The sequence below is a fragment of the Agrobacterium sp. RC10-4-1 genome, assembly GCF_014138475.1.
GTDB lineage: Bacteria > Pseudomonadota > Alphaproteobacteria > Rhizobiales > Rhizobiaceae > Agrobacterium > Agrobacterium pusense.
Window position 1 is genome coordinate 12811 of the sequence record NZ_JACJIT010000016.1, and the last position, 16504, is coordinate 29314.

The window sequence follows — 16504 nt, forward strand, 5'->3', positions numbered from 1 at the left end:
CGTGTTCCATCCCTCCATCTTCCCGAGCGCGAGGCACATAGTTTCTCAATGCGCCGAGCGAGTTACTGTCGGTCCTGGGATGTTGCCGGGTGCCACCGGAGAGTCCAAACTTAGGGCGCAAAGCGGAAATAATTTCCGCCCTACTTTGGCTCTCTTCACCCGCGACATTGCGCCTGAATACGCCGACATCGCGTTCGGATGGAGTGGACAATCTTCTCCAGCACCCTTGCCGGATCGCCAGCCAAAGCCTCGACTTGCGGCACCACCTCATCGCACGCGGCGCTGACACGCTCTGCAAGTTCCTCAACACGTCTCACCGTTGATGCACCGCTCAAACCAACCTCGTCAGCCAGCGCCCGCCAATCCGCGCGCCGTAGATCTGGAGCGTCGAATCGGCCGGCTATCCCCTGCGGTAAACTTTGGTCTACGTGGCGATACACTGCCGCACACATCAGGTCGTAGAGCGGCGCCATCTTCGCGGACCCACCAGCGCCGATCAGGACCGAATAATTCTTGGTATGCGAATCCGAATTGCAGATCAGCACGTTGAAGATCACCGCATCAAGAAGCGTCAAACGTGCGGAAGGTGAGACGAGATGGCTGATGCACCGAACATCCTTTTCAGGGTCACGCCGCGTCCTGTCGATGAGCGCTCGTACTTCTGGGATGGGAAGTGACCCGTTAGCTGGCAAAGATCTTCTTGATGCAGTCTACGGATCTCGCCTTGCGGATCGGTGAAACGGTCATAGCGCTTGACCAGCAGATAGCGCCGTCTTCCCGCGACGCCAATTGTCGCTTCGGCAGCCTCTAGCCCACAGGCGCGCGCGAGGGCAAGACAGAAGGTTTCGTTCTCGACACTGCCCGCAAGCCGTTTCGTATCCGGCTTCAGAATGTGTGTGGAAGGTGTTCCATCAACCGGAATTGAAATCGCTCCGTCCTCGTCGACGAAGACCGGCAGTTTTTCCTGAACGCCCGCAAGAGACATCGAGACGCCGCGTTCTCCAATGAGGAAGGGTTTTGCGGGAAGCTCGTCCAGGATGCGTTCAAGCGCTACCGCATCCGGCACGAGCTGCACATGTACCCCCCTCTTCCGCGGCGCACCAATCGACAATGCGCCGGCGGTATCACGCCCGATGTGGCCGAGCAGACCGACGACGTCTTGGGGAGACACCTTCAGCCGTTGGCCGATTTCGGCGAGATGGGTTTCCGGGAGCAGATTGGTAAGCCAGGGCAGCAGCCTGTCGGCGGTGACTGGACCTGAATGGAGCGGCATGGTGAGCGATATCGGGAAGGCCGAACGACGCGCTTCCCAACTCGGCTCATAGTCCAGTCGCCACTCGCCAAAGGTCAAGCGGGCGAGGGGGAGAGCTAGAAGATTGTCGTCATCGACCGTCACCGAAGGTCGGCAGAAAGTCCAGGTCATCGTCAGGGGAGGGCAAGGCGGGTTGGGCCGTCCTGAGATCGCCGATCTCGATGCCGACAGTGCGCGCCACGATCAGGGACTTTTCAAGCTGACAGCTTGGCTTGCCGGATTCGAGTTCGACGATAAAACGCTCGCCCGTGCCGGACCGGGCAGCAAGCTCGGTCTGCGTCCAGCCAAGCGCCTTGCGTTTTTCCCGAATGGCAGCGCCGAAATCGCGTGCGGACCTGAACATCGAACATCTCCTGATATGTCTTACCGTACAGGAAGATTTCTTGCGAATCAATGTGATTCTTACCGTTCGGGAAGCAGCAGCGGACGAACATAAAAACCACCCTGATCGGTAAGTTTCGCGACTGCACACAATGTCGAAAAATGAGGTCCTTGAGATCCGGGTTTCGCGTGTGGTACACCTGCGGGTATCGTAATTTCCCGAACGGGAGCAGAGGCTTACGAGAAACCCTTGTTTCTCAGGTATCGCGGGCTTAATTGGCACATCGAACCGTTGGGATGCCTTCAAGAGTGAATTTGGGCGCCTGCCGAATGGGTGGACCGAAGTCTCAGTTCGCGCTTGACGAGCCACAAGTTCGGCACACTCGGTCCAGATTAATGTCTTTGCAGCTTGATACCACTAAAGCGCCTGTGTCGATTTCACGTTAGGACGCAGGTGATGCAATCAAAGGTAAAAGCGCCGGATTTGGCGGATGAGAATGATGTATCACGGGTTAAAAGTGTTGAGTCCAAGCCAGATTTAGAGCCGAAAGCAACCCCATGGTTTCAAAAGTGGGGAACCGTATCGCAGATCACATCTGCACTAATCAGCTTCGCGACTTTGTCTGTCGCGGTTTATGGCTTGAGTGCCGCGTCACCTTTTTTCAAGAACAAGCTGCTGACGGAAGCGAACGCCCATTTGGAGTTAGAATCAACAGCGCTAACCAAGAGTATCGCGGAGCAGAAAATCGCACTTGAACGAATGGCTGCGGACGTGCGAACGCACAGGCTCCAAGGCTGGAACCTTGCAGTGCGCAGACGTCGCACAATCCATTTCAAACGGATTATCGATCTTCACCGGAAATCAGGATTTTGATAGGATAATGCGACTCGCAGTCGACAACATGGCTTTTCGGTTGAGCGTAAAAGATGCAATCGATCACGCTGACTTATCAGCTTTGGTCGGCAGCGATCTCAGTGCGTTCAAAGAGTTTGCGACAATCTACGTTAAGCTTCTCCCACCCGAGTATGATACAGCCTTTAAAGGAGCTGTAGACGGCGAACGAGGGATGCTTGGGCCAACACAGCAGTCGCGCAGATTTCTCGATGAATGTGTGGCGGAAGGAACGCGACGAATAAAATAAGCCGTGTCTGAATCTCCTTCGCGAAAGAGCTCACCCGACCCTTGGCTCCCCATCAGGGCAGCCGCCAGCGACGACTGGCGACAGCAACGCGTAGGTGCGGTCACAGGATGCACTTAACGCGAAAACCGTAGGGGAACCGATATTTTCTATAAGTAACCTTGTCAGTTGTTGATCCGCCAAGATGCCGATCATGCTCCATATGGCACCCAGATGTTCTTCACCTGAATCGCCCTGCGCAAATAGTCACGGCCCTGCCCGTGTGTACGGTCAAGCCAATCCGGCTCACGCCCATTATTGACCCAAGTGGCCTTCAGGTTGCCCGCTGAAGCCCTCTCGACCATTGCGCTTCCGTCAGCCGATCCGAAATACCAGATGGCTGCAACCTCATCATGCTCGGCCAGCGTCTTTGCAAGCACATCGCGCTCGCCGGTCACAATGTTGATAACGCCGCCGGGCACATCCGACGTGTCCAGCACCTGATAGAAATCCCCGGCAATCAATGGATGGCGCGATGACGGGATGACGACGACGCGATTGCCCATGGCAATTGCCGGCAGCACCAGCGACACCAGCGAGAGCAGCGGCGCCTCATCGGGGCAAACGATACCAACGATGCCCCACGGCTCGTTCATGGCAAGTGTGACGTGACGCGACTTGGTGGAGTGTACGGCACCATCGAATTTGTCGGTCTGGGCCGCGTAATAGGAAATGCGGCGCAGAGATGCGTCGAATTCGTCCCTCGCCTTCTTTTCGCTCACACCGGTGCTATCAATGATGCGGGCAACAAATTCGTCGCGCCGTGCATCGAGGTTCTCTGCGAGATAATAGAGCACCTGCGCACGGTTATGGGCGGTTGCGGAACTCCAGCTGCCTGCCTTTGATGCGGCTTCCACCGCATTGCGGATGTCCTTGCGGTTACCTATTCCGGCCATGCCAATCACGGCGTTGCCCTTGCCGGTGACCGAATAACTGTAACCACCGTCGGCGCGGGTTTGCTTGCCGCCGATATAGTTTTTCATGGTCCGATCAAGGCCATCGATCGCCATCTTGCTGGCGGCATTCGGCGATGCAGATGGTGCGAAGGCTTCAGCGGGCTTGCTGACCGACAGGTTCTTTTCCCAGTCTGCTGCCAGATATTCGTAAAGCCCTTCGCGCGCACCTTCACGGCCGAAACCGCTTTCACGGTAGCCGCCAAAACCTGCACCGGCGTCCAGCATGTTGGTGCAGTTGATCCAGACCACGCCTGCCTTGACCCGGGCAGCCAGATCAAGCGCGACATTGATGTTTTCCGACCAGATCGAGGCGGCGAGGCCGTAACGGGTGTTGTTGGCCAGCGAAACGGCTTCATCCGGCGTGCGGAAGGTGGTTGCTGCGGCGATCGGGCCAAAGATTTCTACCTGGCAGACCGTCGAGGCCTGATCGACATCTGTGAAGAAGCCGGGAGCGACGTAATTGCCAGTAGACGGCAACGGGTTGGAACTCTGCCAGAGTTCACCACCCTCCTCCACGCCCTTTTGAATCAGATCCGTGATGCGTTTCACCTGCGTGGCAGAAACAATCGCGCCGACATCGGTCGACTTGTCGAGCGGATCTCCGACCCGCAGGGTTTCAAGCCGTTTTTTCAGCCGCGCATAGAGTTTCTCGGCGATACCCTCCTGCACCAGTAGGCGGGAACCGGCGCAGCAGACTTCGCCCTGGTTGAACCAGATCGCGTCAACAACACCTTCAACCGCCGCATCAAGATCGGCATCCTCGAAAACGATGAAGGGTGACTTGCCGCCCAGTTCCAACGACAGTTTTTTGCCCGAACCGGCAATCTGCTCGCGAATAACGCGGCCAACCTTGGACGAGCCAGTGAAGGCGACCTTGTCGACGCCTGCATGGCCGCAGATCGCAGCTCCTGTTGAGCCATCGCCCTGCACGATGTTGACGACACCGACTGGAAGGCCGACCTCGTGGCAGATTTCCGCAAAGGCGACAGCCGTCAGCGGTGTCAGATCGGCAGGCTTCAGCACCACGGTATTGCCGGCGGCAAGTGCCGGCGCGATCTTCCAGGCCAGCATCAAGAGAGGGAAATTCCAGGGGATCACCTGACCGCAAACACCGACGGGCGAGAAACCACGGAACTCGTCTTCCACCATTTCGGCCCATCCGGCGTGATGGTAAAAGTGACGCGCGACGAGTGGGATGTCGATGTCACGGGTTTCGCGAACCGGCTTGCCATTGTCCATCGTCTCCAGAACGGAAAGGAAGCGCTCGCGCTTCTGGACATGGCGGGCAATGGCGTAGAGATAACGGGCGCGTTCGTGACCCGACAGTTTTGACCATTTTCCGAAGGCCGCGCGGGCGGCCTTGACCGCCTGATCCACGTCTTCCTCATTGCCGCAAACGATCTCCGCCAGCTTATCCCCGTCTGCGGGGTTTGAGACGGCAATCGTCTTTCGGCCATCAGGCGACACGAACCGGCCGTTGATATAGTGACCGAACGAGCGTCCGTGAGCGTCGAGCCACTGCTTCACATCACCATTGGCTTCGGGGGAAGGTCCATATTCCATGGTTTCCAAAATGTCCTTAATGGGTCGCATTATTTCAGTCCTTATGCGGCAGCGTGGTGGTGAGCGCTGGAATAGCGGCCGGTTACGAAATGTTCGAGCTGCCGCTCGATATCGCCAAGCATCGAGCTGGCGCCGATGCGGAACAGGTCTGGCTCCAGCCAGCGATTGCCCAGCTCCTCCTTCATCAGCGTCAACCACGACAGTGCGTCCTTTGCCGTTTTCAACCCGCCTGCGGGCTTGAAGCCGACCATCTGGCCGGTCAGTTCGCCATAATCGCGCAATGCCCGAACCATGGTCAGACTAACCGGTAGGGTGGCGTTGACCTCTTCTTTGCCGGTGGAGGTTTTGATGAAGTCTGAGCCTGCCTGCATCGCCACCATCGAGGCGCGATAGACGTTGGTCAGCGTGTTGAGATCGCCCGTCGCCAGGATCGCTTTCATATGGGCGTCGCCGCAGGCTTCGCGCATCGCGGCAATCTCGTCGTAAAGTGCTGTCCAGCTCTGCGTCAGAACGAACTCCCGAGTTATGACGATATCGATCTCCTTGGCGCCTTGCTCGACGGCATAGCGGATTTCGGCCAGCCGTTGCGGCAGCGGCGTCAGGCCGGACGGAAAGCCCGTCGCCACCGATGCGACCGGAATAGCCGTGCCTTCCAGCGCCTTGACGGCGTGGGGCACCATAGTCGGATAAACGCAGACGGCGCCGGTGGTGATGCCGGCATCCGCCAGGCCGAGTGCCTCGAGAATATCTTCCCGGACCGGACGGCGCGCTTTCGCGCACAGGCGGCGCACGCGACCGGGCGTGTCATCACCAGACAGCGTTGTCAGATCGATGCAGGTGATGGCCTTGATCTGCCAGGCGACCTGGTATTCCTTCTTGACCGAGCGCCGGGTGGTGATTGTCGCTGCACGCCGTTCAGAGGCGCTGCGGTTGACCGATACATCTTCGAACCACTCAGGTTTGAAAGCGGTGCCGTTATTTCTGGGGAATGCTTCGCTCATTTTCTGTCCATTTTTCTGGTCAGGCTGCGGCATTGGCATGGTCGCAGCAGAATGCCTCGAACTCTTCGATGCTGGCATAGGCCTTCTGTGTTCCAGGACGGGTGATGGAATGCGCCGCATAAAGCGATGCCTTCTTCAGGGAGGATACGACCTCGCGCGTTTCGGCGTAAAAGCGGGCAAAGGAGCCAATAAAGGCATCGCCGGCGCCCGTGGTATCCTTCGGCGTTACCTTGACGGGTTCGATGTTGACGATTTCATTTGACGTAATCATGCGCGCACCGCGCCCGCCCAATGTCACGATGACGGTGCGAATGCCACGATCGATCAGCGAACGGGCGGCGGTGACGATGTCTTCGTCGGTGTCGGTCGGCAACCCCGACAGCAAGGCGAGCTCGCTCTCGTTCGGCACGAGGAAGGTTACCTGGCGGATGCGCTCAGGATCGAGATTGGCAGCGGCAGGCGCAGGATTGAGGATCGTCTCGATACCGTTCTGGGCTGCAAATTCGACAGTATGATAGACGGTCTCAACTGGGACTTCCATCTGCATCAGGATCAAGCCGCACTCTTTTAGATCAGCGGCCGCCTTGTCGACCTCAACAGGTGAAAGGTCGGCATTGGCTCCCTTGACGATGAGGATAGAATTCTCGCCTGATTGTTCGACGAAGATCGGCGCGACACCACTGGATTTGCCGGCAACCTTCACCACATGACGCGTATCAACGCCAAAGCTTCCGAGATTACGAATGGTGTTATCCGCGAAGACATCGTCACCAACCCGGGTGACCATCATCACTTCAGCACCAAGGCGCGCCGCGGCAACCGCCTGGTTGGCACCCTTGCCGCCGCACCCCATCTCGAAGGTGGGCGCCTCAAGGGTCTCGCCCGGTCCAGGCATACGGTCCACATAGGTGATAAGATCGACCATGTTGGAACCGACGACTCCGATTTTCTTACTCATGCCGATATTCCCTGCTTATCTGTTTTAAAGGGCGCTGATCCTGGCGCCGAACCGATCGGCGGCAGCGTGGTCGAGATAGCCCAGCCGTACCGGGAAGACCCTGCGTTCACCCGGCGACAGTATCTGCACGTTGTTCTTGGCCTTCTCCGCCAGATAGCCCTCCGGCTCGCAGGTGGATGGCAGGGCGAATGCGGCAACCTGCGAATCCCCGTTAACTAGGATCCAACGCACCGTCTTCGGGAAGGCTGAAAGCGAATAGGAGATGGCAAAGCCATCACCTTCACGTCGTTGCATCATCAGATGCGTCAGCCCCCCACCGTCCGCCGGCAGGCCGTTGATGTAGAACACCTGTTCAGGGTCGTAACGTTTTGGTTCGTCGAGCACTTCCATGGCCGAAGGCTGCCTTGCGAGCGTCTCCAGCAAGGAAAGGTAATCGGGGTTTGGTGTGACGTGGCCGGGTACGGCCGTTCGCACCTTCACATGCTCCGACGTGTAGGGCACGGGCTGAACGATCCGTGCGCCCTCGGCATAGGCAAAGTTTATATGGCACATATACATGAGATCCATGGACGCTGAAGACAGGTTCTGGATGTCCATGACCATGTCAAAAAGCGTATCCTCAGCATGCAAAGTCACGCTGGGTCGGGCCAGATAATTGGCGCCGAAGCCCATGACATATTCGACTTCGCCTGTTACCCGAACATAGGGGCCGCGCGCATCGTGACCGATAACGAAACCGGCCTTGTCCATGGCGGCACAGGGCATTTCGCCATGCAGCGCATGATTATCCTGCGGCGACGGGCATCCGTTGCGCAACATGCCGCTATGGAATGCAAAACATCCGTATGTCTCGACGATTGAACCGGCTGGTCGCGGCATCGAAAAGCGGCTTCCCATAGTCAGGTCTACACCGTTGAACTCAACGCTCCAGATCATCTGCCCCATGAATGGCAATATGACGATCCGGCCGTAGCGGTTCTCCAATTGCAGCGCCTCAATGCCGGTGGCGTAGCGGAAGGTGGTAACCTTCAGCCCATCGGTTGCGGCTAGAAGATGCGGAAGATCGGTGAAGTCCTGTCTGCGAAATTGAAATTCTGTCGCCTGCATGGGATCACCTGCCCGGGTTTCGCCATGCATTGATGGCGATGACGAGAATGAGGAATGCGCCCCAGATGAAGTCGATAAGGTGGTTGGAGAACCGCATCATCTGGAAACCGGAGGAGAGCAGCATGAGGGCGATCAGCGCAATGGCGATGCCAAGAACCCGCCCCTTCCCGCCTGCCGGATTTGTGCCGCCGAGAACGGCAATCAGCACCGCCTGCAGCAAATAGGACGCGCCGTAGTCGGATTTCGCTGCATTGGTTCGCCCGGACAAAATGATGCCCGCCAGCGACGCCAGAACGCCCGTCAGCATGTAGGAATAGAGCATCATGCGATCCTTGCGGATGCCTGCAAAGACGGCTGCGCGCGGATTGGTCCCGATCAGCATCAGGTTAATGCCGAGCGTCGAGCGCGTCAGCAGGATCGCCACGGTGATGCAGACGCCGATGAACAGCAGAAACGGCGTCGCTATACCCAAGATCTTGCCGTTGCCGATCCAGTTCCACGCGTCAGGGAAGCCGACGATTGCCGGGCCGCCGGTCAATACCAGCGCCAGCCCCATCAGCACCTGACCTGTGCCGAGTGTCGCCAGTATCGGGGTAATACGCAGCTTCGCAACCAACAGGCCGTTGATCAGACCGGCCAGCAGGCCGACCGCCATGGCGAGGACGATGCCGAGCCCGGTGTAGAACACAACGCCCGTAGTGGAGGATTGCCCCGCCTGAACCATTGTGGAATGGAAATAGACGCCGGCGATGATACCGGCCAGATTGGCAATCCCCACCACGGAAAGATCGATGCCACCGGTCAGCATGGCAATCATCATGGCGATGGAGAGGATCCCCAGTTCGGGCATGATGTAGCTGATGGATTCGAAATTGTAGTAGTTCAGGAACTTGCCGGGGTTCATCCAGGTCATCAGCGCAAAGACGATGACGGTGATGACAAGAAGCTGAATGATGTTACTGTCGTTGCCGAAAAGCCGACGCATGTCGAACGAATTTTTCATGATGCGCTCTCCCGTCACGCTATGCTTTTGCGGTCGCGCCATGCCGTGATGGCGGTGGCAATGATGATGATCAGGCCGACAACGACGCGCTGCCAGGTCGTGTCCACTTTCATGATGATCAGAGAGTTTTTGACCATCACCAGCATGAACACGCCCATTAATGTTCCGAGAACCGTACCGCGTCCGCCAAAGATTGACGCACCGCCCAGAACCACGGCCGCGATCACGTCGAGTTCGAGACCGACAAAATCGCGCGGGTTGGCAAGCCAGATCATCGAGGAATGCAGCAAGCCCGAGAGGCCCGCCAGCGCGCCGGCGACGCAATAGACAAAGAAGATCGTCGCGCCTGTATTAAAGCCAACACGTTTGGCTGCTTCAGGAGAGCCGCCATACGCATAAACGCTGCGCCCGATCATGGTGTAGGTCAGGATGAGATGAATGACCAATGCCAGCCCCAGATAGACCAGGAACATCGCGGTCAGACCGAAAGTCGATCCAGTGGCCGACGTCAGCGAGATAACATCGGTCTTGCCGAACTCGATCAGCTCCTTTGGCATCTTATTGATGTTGACGATGCTGGTACCGACGAGGCCAAGAACCAGACCACGCACAATCGAACCCGTCCCGAGCGTTACGATCAGCGGGATCATCCTGAACCGATGGATGATGAAACCGTTGAACGCACCGAGAACGAGCCCAATCAGCGTTGCCGCAACGAAAGGAATGAGCACGCCATCATAGCCGAGGTAGACCATACTGCGCACGGTCAGATACATCGCCGCAATGGCAAAGGCCGTGAACGATACGTCGATGCCGCCGGAAATCATCACCAGCAATACGCCGAGCGCCATGATGCCGATCACAACATTGGAGCGCAACAGGCCGAAGATGTTGTCGAGCGACCAGAAGGCTGGATTGATGAGACCGATGATGACCATGGCCGCGAGCAGGACGCAGGCGATAATGGATTCTGTGCTTTTCAGGAATTTCATGACTTGCGGCCCCTCAATTCAGCATCTTGAGCCGGTCGTTAACGGCGTCTTCGGTCATGGTCCCTCCAGACAACTCGTCAACGAAACGGCCGCGATGCATGACCAGCACGCGGTTGCAGTTCTGCACCAGTTCCGGCACATCGTCGGAAATCATCAGCACGGCCAGCCCTTCCTTTTCGGCCAGCTTGCGGATGATGGTGTGGATCTGTGCTTTGGAACCGACATCGACGCCGACGGTCGGGCCGTTCAGGATCAGCACTTTGGCCCCAGTCAACAACCAGCGAGCCAGAACGACGCGCTGTGCGTTGCCACCGGACAAATGGTTGACCGGCGTGTGCGGTCCTGGTGCCACGATCTGCATGGCCGAGAACATTTCGCGGGTCGTCTCGTCCGCCTTTTTGCTATTGATGAAAAGACCGCGGACGAATTTCTCAATCGACGTGACAATGATGTTGCGCTCGATCGATTGCGTCAGGAATAGCCCCTCGGTCAGGCGATCCTCCGGCACATAAGCGACACCGCAGGCAATACCTTCCTGAACGGTCCTTGGGTGAACCTCGCGGCCTGCGAGGCGCACTGAACCGGTAAAATCGGGGCGCATGCCAAACAGCGCCAGCGCAAGTTCGGTGCGACCCGAACCGATCAAACCCGAAATACCGACGATTTCGCCTGGCCTTAACGTCAGGTCGGTGTTTTCCACGGAACCCGGAACCGAGAGGTTGCGGACTTCCAGCACCGGTGTATCGGCGCCTTCCTGCGGTGCCCACTGGTAACTGTGGGCGGTCAGCTCCTGCCCGGTCATCGCGCGGGTGATTGCCGGCTCGTCGAATTCGGCGATCGGCCCTTCGGCCACCTTCTTGCCATTGCGAAAAACTGTTAGGCGCTCGCTGATTTCGAGCATCTCGCGCATTTTGTGGCTGACGAAAAGAACGGCGATGCCCTGCGCCTGAATATCGCGCACAATCTTGAAGAGGGCATCAACCTCATGGCGCGTCAGCGCCGTCGTCGGCTCATCCATGATGATCAGGCGTGCATCGGCCATGACGGCGCGGGCGATCGCCACGATCTGCTTTCCAGAGGTCGGCAGGGTTTCGACATCCGTATCAAGATCAATGCTCACGCCAAGGCGGTCCAACGCCTTTTGGGCCAGCTCACGGACATGTCGCCAGTCGACCGTCTTGCGACCTTCCATCAGAAAGGTATTGATGGCCAGGTTCTCGGCGACCGTCAGGTTACCGAACAGCGAAAAATCCTGATAGATCACTTGAATACCGTGATGAACGGATTTTACCGGATCGAGTTTGCCGACGGGCTTCCCGTCGATCAGGATCTCACCGTCCTCGGGTGTGTAGACCCCGGACATGATTTTGATGACGGTGGATTTGCCGGAACCGTTTTCACCAGCAAGGCAATGGATTTCGCCCGGGCGAATGCTCAGCGACACGTCGTCGAGCGCCTTCACGCCACCAAACCGCTTACCGATGTGGCGCAGCTCGATCAGATTTTCAGTCATAATGGCCTCGTGCAAGGCTGGAAAACACGGGGGTGCACGGAGAGAGGGTTGCCCCTCCCTCCGTGGTTCGGATCAGAAGTCGTACTTGTCCATGTTTTCTTTGGTCACGCCGACCCAACCTGCGCCATAGAGCAGGTGTGGCTTGGAGGCGTCAGGAACCAGCAGGTTTTCATAGCCGGGTAGACCCATGTTGAGACCCGCCTTGATCTGCTCATTCTTCTTCTCGAGAACTGCGACAGCCAGCATGTTCATGGCATAACCGGCAACGGCCGGATCCCAGAACTGGATGTACTGGATATTATCGTTCTTGATGTATTCGCCGGCAACGGAAACCAGGCCCGTTCCCGAGAAGAAAACCTTGCCCGACAGGCCACCCTCGGCGATCAGGCGGCCAGCCCCTGCGGATGTCGGCATCGGCGCGCCGAGAATACCGGTAATGTCCGGATAGGCGGTCATTGCTTCCTTGAGCTTCGTATAGTCGGTGTTGGCGTCATCATAGGTTTCCAGCCGCTCGGTCGCCTGCGACATCTCCGGGAAGTTTGCCTTCTGGTACTCGACGGCGCCGTCGATCCATTCCATCTGCGACTTGGACGTCAGACTGCCAACGGTGGCGACATACTTGCCCTTACCGCCCATGGATTTGCCGAGTTCCTTCATTAGGTTCGCGCCATAGGCCTTGTTGTCAAAGGCTTCGATGTCGAAATCGACGTTCTGGATATTGGAAGCCTCATGGCTGATGACGACTATGCCGCGATCTCGGGCTTTCTTGAGCACTGGCTCAACCGCTTCCACCGAGAACGGCACGATGGCGATGGCATCAACGCCCTGCGCGATGAGGTTTTCAACGATCTGCACCTGAGCGGCGGCATCAGCCTGGCTTGGGCCAACCATCCAGACATCGTTTCCGGTATCGCCCTTGAACTGCTCGACGCCATCGCGCATGCGGTCAAACCACGCAATACCATCCACCTTCACGACGGTTGCAATGGTGTATTTCTTGCCGCTCGCCGTCGTGATAAGCTCCTTGTTGACCTTCGACGCATCGACGGCGCTTTGCGCAAAGACAGCCGAGGCCGAAAGCGTTGCAGCAAGCGCTATGGTAGTGAAAACCTTGTTCACGAATAACTCCTCCCTTTGAAACCGATGTGCCGGACCTACTCCAGTCGCAGCACCCAAAAATGTTCGATCCCTAACGCCGGGAACCGCTTCTCACGCGTCCGACGCCTCCTCATTCTCCCGGAAAGGCCTCCCATGCTCCGGTGCATAGGCCACGATGTGACCTAGAAACCTGTTGTTTTCCTCTCCCGATAATGCGAACTATTATGATACAATCCGATCATTATGTTGCGATCGTTTCATGTTTGTTATTCTCCTGTCAAGCGCAGAGAAGTGCGATTGGGAGCAAAATAACACCGAAATTTGAAGCGCAGCGACGAGCCGAAAGCGGAGACAAGGTGAGCAGAATAAGTGCACACAATGCCAGGTTGGACGCCCTGGTCGGACTGGTTCAGGAAACGGGAATCCTGAGGCTGCGGGACGCTGCGTCCCGGCTTGGCGTCTCCGAAATTACCATTCGCCGCGACATTGCCGCCGATGGCGAGCGGCTAAGCTGTCTTGGCGGATATATTATCCCGGTTCAAGACGGCAGCGTTAGCAGCGACTATGTGCTAGAGCAGGAGAAGGACAGTCACGCGACCGCAAAAGCGCGGGCCTGTACGCAGGCGGCCGCTCTGATCGAACCGTATGATACTGTATTCATCGATTGCGGAACGACGATGCCGCATTTGGCGCGGCAGATTCCGGCAGATGCCCATGTCACCGTCATCTGCTATTCCCTTAATGTTGCAGAGGAGCTGGCGAGAAGAAACGATGTCCGCCTGATCATGCTTGGAGGGGTTTATCACCCGGAAGCGGCTTCGTTTTCAGGTGATGAGGGTATGGAGGTGCTGAAGCGCATCAATATCAATAAGGCATTTTTATCTGCCGGCGGTGTGGACGAACAGCATGGCGTCACCTGCTCACACTTTCATGAAGTGCCGATCAAACAGATGGTTATGCAACGCTCAATGCAAAAGCACCTTGTGGTCGACAGCAGCAAGTTCAGCAAGGTGCGGGCCGCGCGCTATGCCTCCACAGGCGACTTCAATTCGATTGTTTCAGATCAACCCTTACCTTTTGGAATATAAGCGAAAAAAGGCGCGCGTTTTCGCTGCTCTTTGAAGGAGGCGAACGCCACGCGTGATGCCGGATAAGGAGGATAACAATCAGCCAACGATATCTATCTGGCTGACCTCCACCTCCACTTCCGTCAGGGGTTCTGGGAACCCGGCAGTTTCGTAAACGGCACTGTGGAACATTAAAACATTATGTCCGGCCGTCGACACGTCGGGCTATCGCGACATGCTAGTGGAGGCTTTGCCGACCGCGATCTGCGGTTTGAGGCAAAGATCCTTCAAAGCTTCCTCATGCCGTCTAGCTGTCTTTTTGACACGCCATATATCCGTTCGCGTGGATCTTCCGGTCAACGACAACGACCCACGTCTGCTCCTAGCTGCAACTTCCATCCCAAAAAGCCCGGACCTATCGGCTATATCACAAGAAATTTTTTATGCTCGGCTTCACGTGTTCCGGTATCGGACACACATAAGGATCCTTCCCCATGGCGTCTTTCCACTCTCCTTTTGCCGTCGCCAATAAGCTGGGCGAAGTCGCCAGATCCAGACCTGTCGAAGCCAATGCCTTCGCAGCGTGTACCATCGCTTTATGCGCACCGTGACTTTTGCCTTGGGCAACCACCTGCCATGTATGGGGGTTGGTCCCTATCGCCCAGGCAGGTGCCCAGCATTGCGCTGTTGGTGTGACGCGACTAACGTCGCCAACATCAGTAGAGCCTGCCCGAAAATGTGAATGGCCTTCAAAAGCTCGAAGTCCCGTATGCAACGGAGTAGAGCCGTCTACAGTGTCGTTCGAGAAAACATCGTGCTTGATTTGGTAGAGCTTGAGACTGCTTCTGATCGCCTCCTGCGTAAACGTCGCCTGGATTTTGCGAGCGAAATCGATGTCCGCTTCATCAAACGGCACCGGCCCGAGCGCCACCAGATTTTTGTGGATGGCATTTTCCAGGGTCAGGTTTGGCAAAAGATTGGTTGCGGCACTGTCGAACACGATTTCGACCTCAGTACCGGTCATCATCGCAGCACCACGCGCAACCTGATCGACGCGCTCCGCTAGTGCCAAAGCCTGCGACATCTCAGGCGCTCGAACGAGATAGAGCACCTCGGCTTTGGCTTGAACAACATTTGCGGCACGCCCGCCGGCATCGGTGATGGCGTAATGCACGCGGCAATCCTGCGGCATGTGCTCGCAAAGAAAATTGACACCGACATTCATCAGTTCGACAGCATCAAGGGCCGATCGTCCAAGGTGAGCCGCATTGGCCGCATGCGCCGCGATCCCCTTAAACCTGTAATAATATTCGAGAACAGCAAGGTTGTTCGTTGACCTGACACCATTGAATGGCGCTGGGTGCCAAGTGAGCGCAGCGTCCACATCATCGAATGCACCAGCCCGCACCATGAAGGTTTTGCCAGAACCGCCCTCCTCTCCTGGGCAACCGTAATATCTTACGGTACCGGGCAAACCGTTCTCCTCGAGGTGCTTTGCCAGAGATACTGCCGCCAGGAGCGAACCAGCCCCCAACAGGTTATGACCGCAACCGTGACCGCTGGCATCCGGTTCGGCTTCAAGTTGCCTATCCATACCAGCGATTTGACTCATGCCTGCAAGGGCGTCGCACTCTCCGAGGAATGCGATGATGGGTTTGCCGGTACCATATTGGCCGACAAACGCGGTCGGCATTCCTGCAATGCCTTCCTCAACGACGAATTTGTTCTGCTTCAACGTTCTGATAAGAAGATCGGCGGATTTGAACTCGTCATATTTCAGCTCCGCCAGATCCCAGATCTTATCGCTGAGCGCGGTAAACGCAGGCGCCAGTCGGTCGATTAATTGTGTCAGTGAATTCAGGGCTGATTGTTCTGGCATGCTGGTCCTCAAGACAAGACGAAACCCTGACCGCGCATCAAAGATGGCAGAGGCTTCTGCTGCATATGGCAGGTACCGCACAGATGCGGCGCCTAAACGACTGGATTATTGTGAGACCGAGACTTCCCAGAGTCGCGCATTGGATTGCGACACCGGCTGTCCCTGCAAAGACTTCGTGGCACCCCAGACGTCGATCATGTCGTAAAGGAAGATGCCCGGCATATCCTGCAGCATGAGCTCGTGGAACTGATCGAAGATCGTCTGTCGCTTCTGCTGATCGGTTTCCGCATACCGTCGTGGTCGTAACCGACTTCAGCGAATGATCGGGAGAAAGCGCAAGCGGAGGGATTAGAAAGCACTCCGTGTGCATATGGCAAAGATCAGCATAGCGTCATATAGCATCGAAGAAGAACGCGGCTTTGAGCGTCTACCGCACAAAGTCAGTATCTCGTTAAAAGATGGTAAGCGGCAACCTGAGACCGTTCAGCGCGTGTAATTCCAGGGCATGAGTGCATCGAGATCGCTGCTGGGCCAACCATTGGCTATGCGCTCGAGT

Annotated in this window: 14 protein-coding genes and 1 pseudogene; 2 read left to right on the plus strand and 13 right to left on the minus strand. The window is 57.0% G+C overall.

All coding sequences use genetic code 11. From position 1 onward, the window contains the following. Positions 1–155 precede the first annotated feature (155 nt). The 3 genes from FHW77_RS26900 to FHW77_RS26080 are packed head-to-tail and all read right to left on the minus strand — an operon-like array spanning position 156 to position 1655. A complete protein-coding gene (locus tag FHW77_RS26900; protein ID WP_286086169.1) occupies positions 156–575 on the minus strand; it encodes a HipA domain-containing protein in 420 nt (139 codons plus the stop codon). Then, positions 572–1396 (minus strand): HipA domain-containing protein, encoded by an 825-nt coding sequence (locus tag FHW77_RS26075; RefSeq protein WP_353619000.1) that lies wholly within the window; start codon positions 1394–1396, stop codon positions 572–574. The genes FHW77_RS26900 and FHW77_RS26075 overlap by 4 nt, the downstream gene beginning before the upstream one ends. Beyond that, positions 1383–1655 carry a helix-turn-helix transcriptional regulator gene (locus tag FHW77_RS26080; RefSeq protein ID WP_182591057.1) on the minus strand — a complete coding sequence of 91 codons (273 nt, stop codon included), beginning with the start codon at positions 1653–1655 and terminating at the stop codon, positions 1383–1385. Before FHW77_RS26080 ends, FHW77_RS26075 begins: the two co-directional genes overlap by 14 nt. 435 nt (positions 1656–2090) lie before the next feature. Here FHW77_RS26080 and FHW77_RS26085 point away from each other — a divergent pair, with 435 nt between their 5' ends. Continuing rightward, on the plus strand, positions 2091–2507 hold the full coding sequence (locus FHW77_RS26085; protein ID WP_182591058.1) for a hypothetical protein: 417 nt from the start codon (positions 2091–2093) through the stop codon (positions 2505–2507). Positions 2508–2963: 456 nt separating this feature from the next. Here FHW77_RS26085 and FHW77_RS26090 read toward each other — a convergent pair whose 3' ends face one another. The 8 genes from FHW77_RS26090 to FHW77_RS26125 form a co-directional block, all read right to left on the minus strand. Next, positions 2964–5360: an aldehyde dehydrogenase family protein gene (locus FHW77_RS26090; protein WP_182591059.1), complete on the minus strand. Its 2397-nt coding sequence runs from the start codon at positions 5358–5360 to the stop codon at positions 2964–2966. Between the two features lie 11 nt (positions 5361–5371). After that, positions 5372–6331 (minus strand): deoxyribose-phosphate aldolase, encoded by a 960-nt coding sequence (gene deoC, locus FHW77_RS26095; protein WP_182591060.1) that lies wholly within the window; start codon positions 6329–6331, stop codon positions 5372–5374. 19 nt (positions 6332–6350) lie between these two features. Beyond that, positions 6351–7289 carry a ribokinase gene (gene rbsK / locus FHW77_RS26100; protein ID WP_182591061.1) on the minus strand — a complete coding sequence of 313 codons (939 nt, stop codon included), beginning with the start codon at positions 7287–7289 and terminating at the stop codon, positions 6351–6353. A 24-nt stretch (positions 7290–7313) separates the two neighbouring features. Next, positions 7314–8396 (minus strand): aldose 1-epimerase family protein, encoded by a 1083-nt coding sequence (locus FHW77_RS26105; protein WP_182591062.1) that lies wholly within the window; start codon positions 8394–8396, stop codon positions 7314–7316. 4 nt (positions 8397–8400) lie between these two features. Then, entirely contained in the window at positions 8401–9399 is a 999-nt protein-coding gene (locus FHW77_RS26110) for an ABC transporter permease (RefSeq protein WP_182591063.1), read from the minus strand. Between the two features lie 14 nt (positions 9400–9413). Continuing rightward, positions 9414–10391 (minus strand): ABC transporter permease, encoded by a 978-nt coding sequence (locus tag FHW77_RS26115; RefSeq protein WP_182591064.1) that lies wholly within the window; start codon positions 10389–10391, stop codon positions 9414–9416. Positions 10392–10404: 13 nt separating this feature from the next. Further along, positions 10405–11904, minus strand: a complete 1500-nt coding sequence (locus tag FHW77_RS26120; protein WP_182591065.1) for a sugar ABC transporter ATP-binding protein — start codon at positions 11902–11904, stop codon at positions 10405–10407. A 72-nt stretch (positions 11905–11976) separates the two neighbouring features. Continuing rightward, entirely contained in the window at positions 11977–13023 is a 1047-nt protein-coding gene (locus tag FHW77_RS26125; RefSeq protein ID WP_182591066.1) for an autoinducer 2 ABC transporter substrate-binding protein, read from the minus strand. A gap of 335 nt (positions 13024–13358) precedes the next feature. Here FHW77_RS26125 and FHW77_RS26130 point away from each other — a divergent pair, with 335 nt between their 5' ends. Beyond that, the gene (locus FHW77_RS26130) at positions 13359–14090 is read left to right on the plus strand and encodes a DeoR/GlpR family DNA-binding transcription regulator (RefSeq protein ID WP_182591067.1); all 732 of its coding nucleotides are present in this window, start codon (positions 13359–13361) and stop codon (positions 14088–14090) included. A gap of 406 nt (positions 14091–14496) precedes the next feature. On the opposite strand, the gene FHW77_RS26135 is transcribed toward FHW77_RS26130, so the two are convergent. After that, complete coding sequence (locus FHW77_RS26135) at positions 14497–15948, minus strand: M20 family metallopeptidase (RefSeq protein ID WP_182591068.1); 1452 nt, start codon at positions 15946–15948, stop codon at positions 14497–14499. Between the two features lie 105 nt (positions 15949–16053). After that, positions 16054–16239 (minus strand): annotated as a pseudogene (locus FHW77_RS26905) (ABC transporter substrate-binding protein); the annotation flags it as partial. Positions 16240–16504 lie beyond the last annotated feature (265 nt).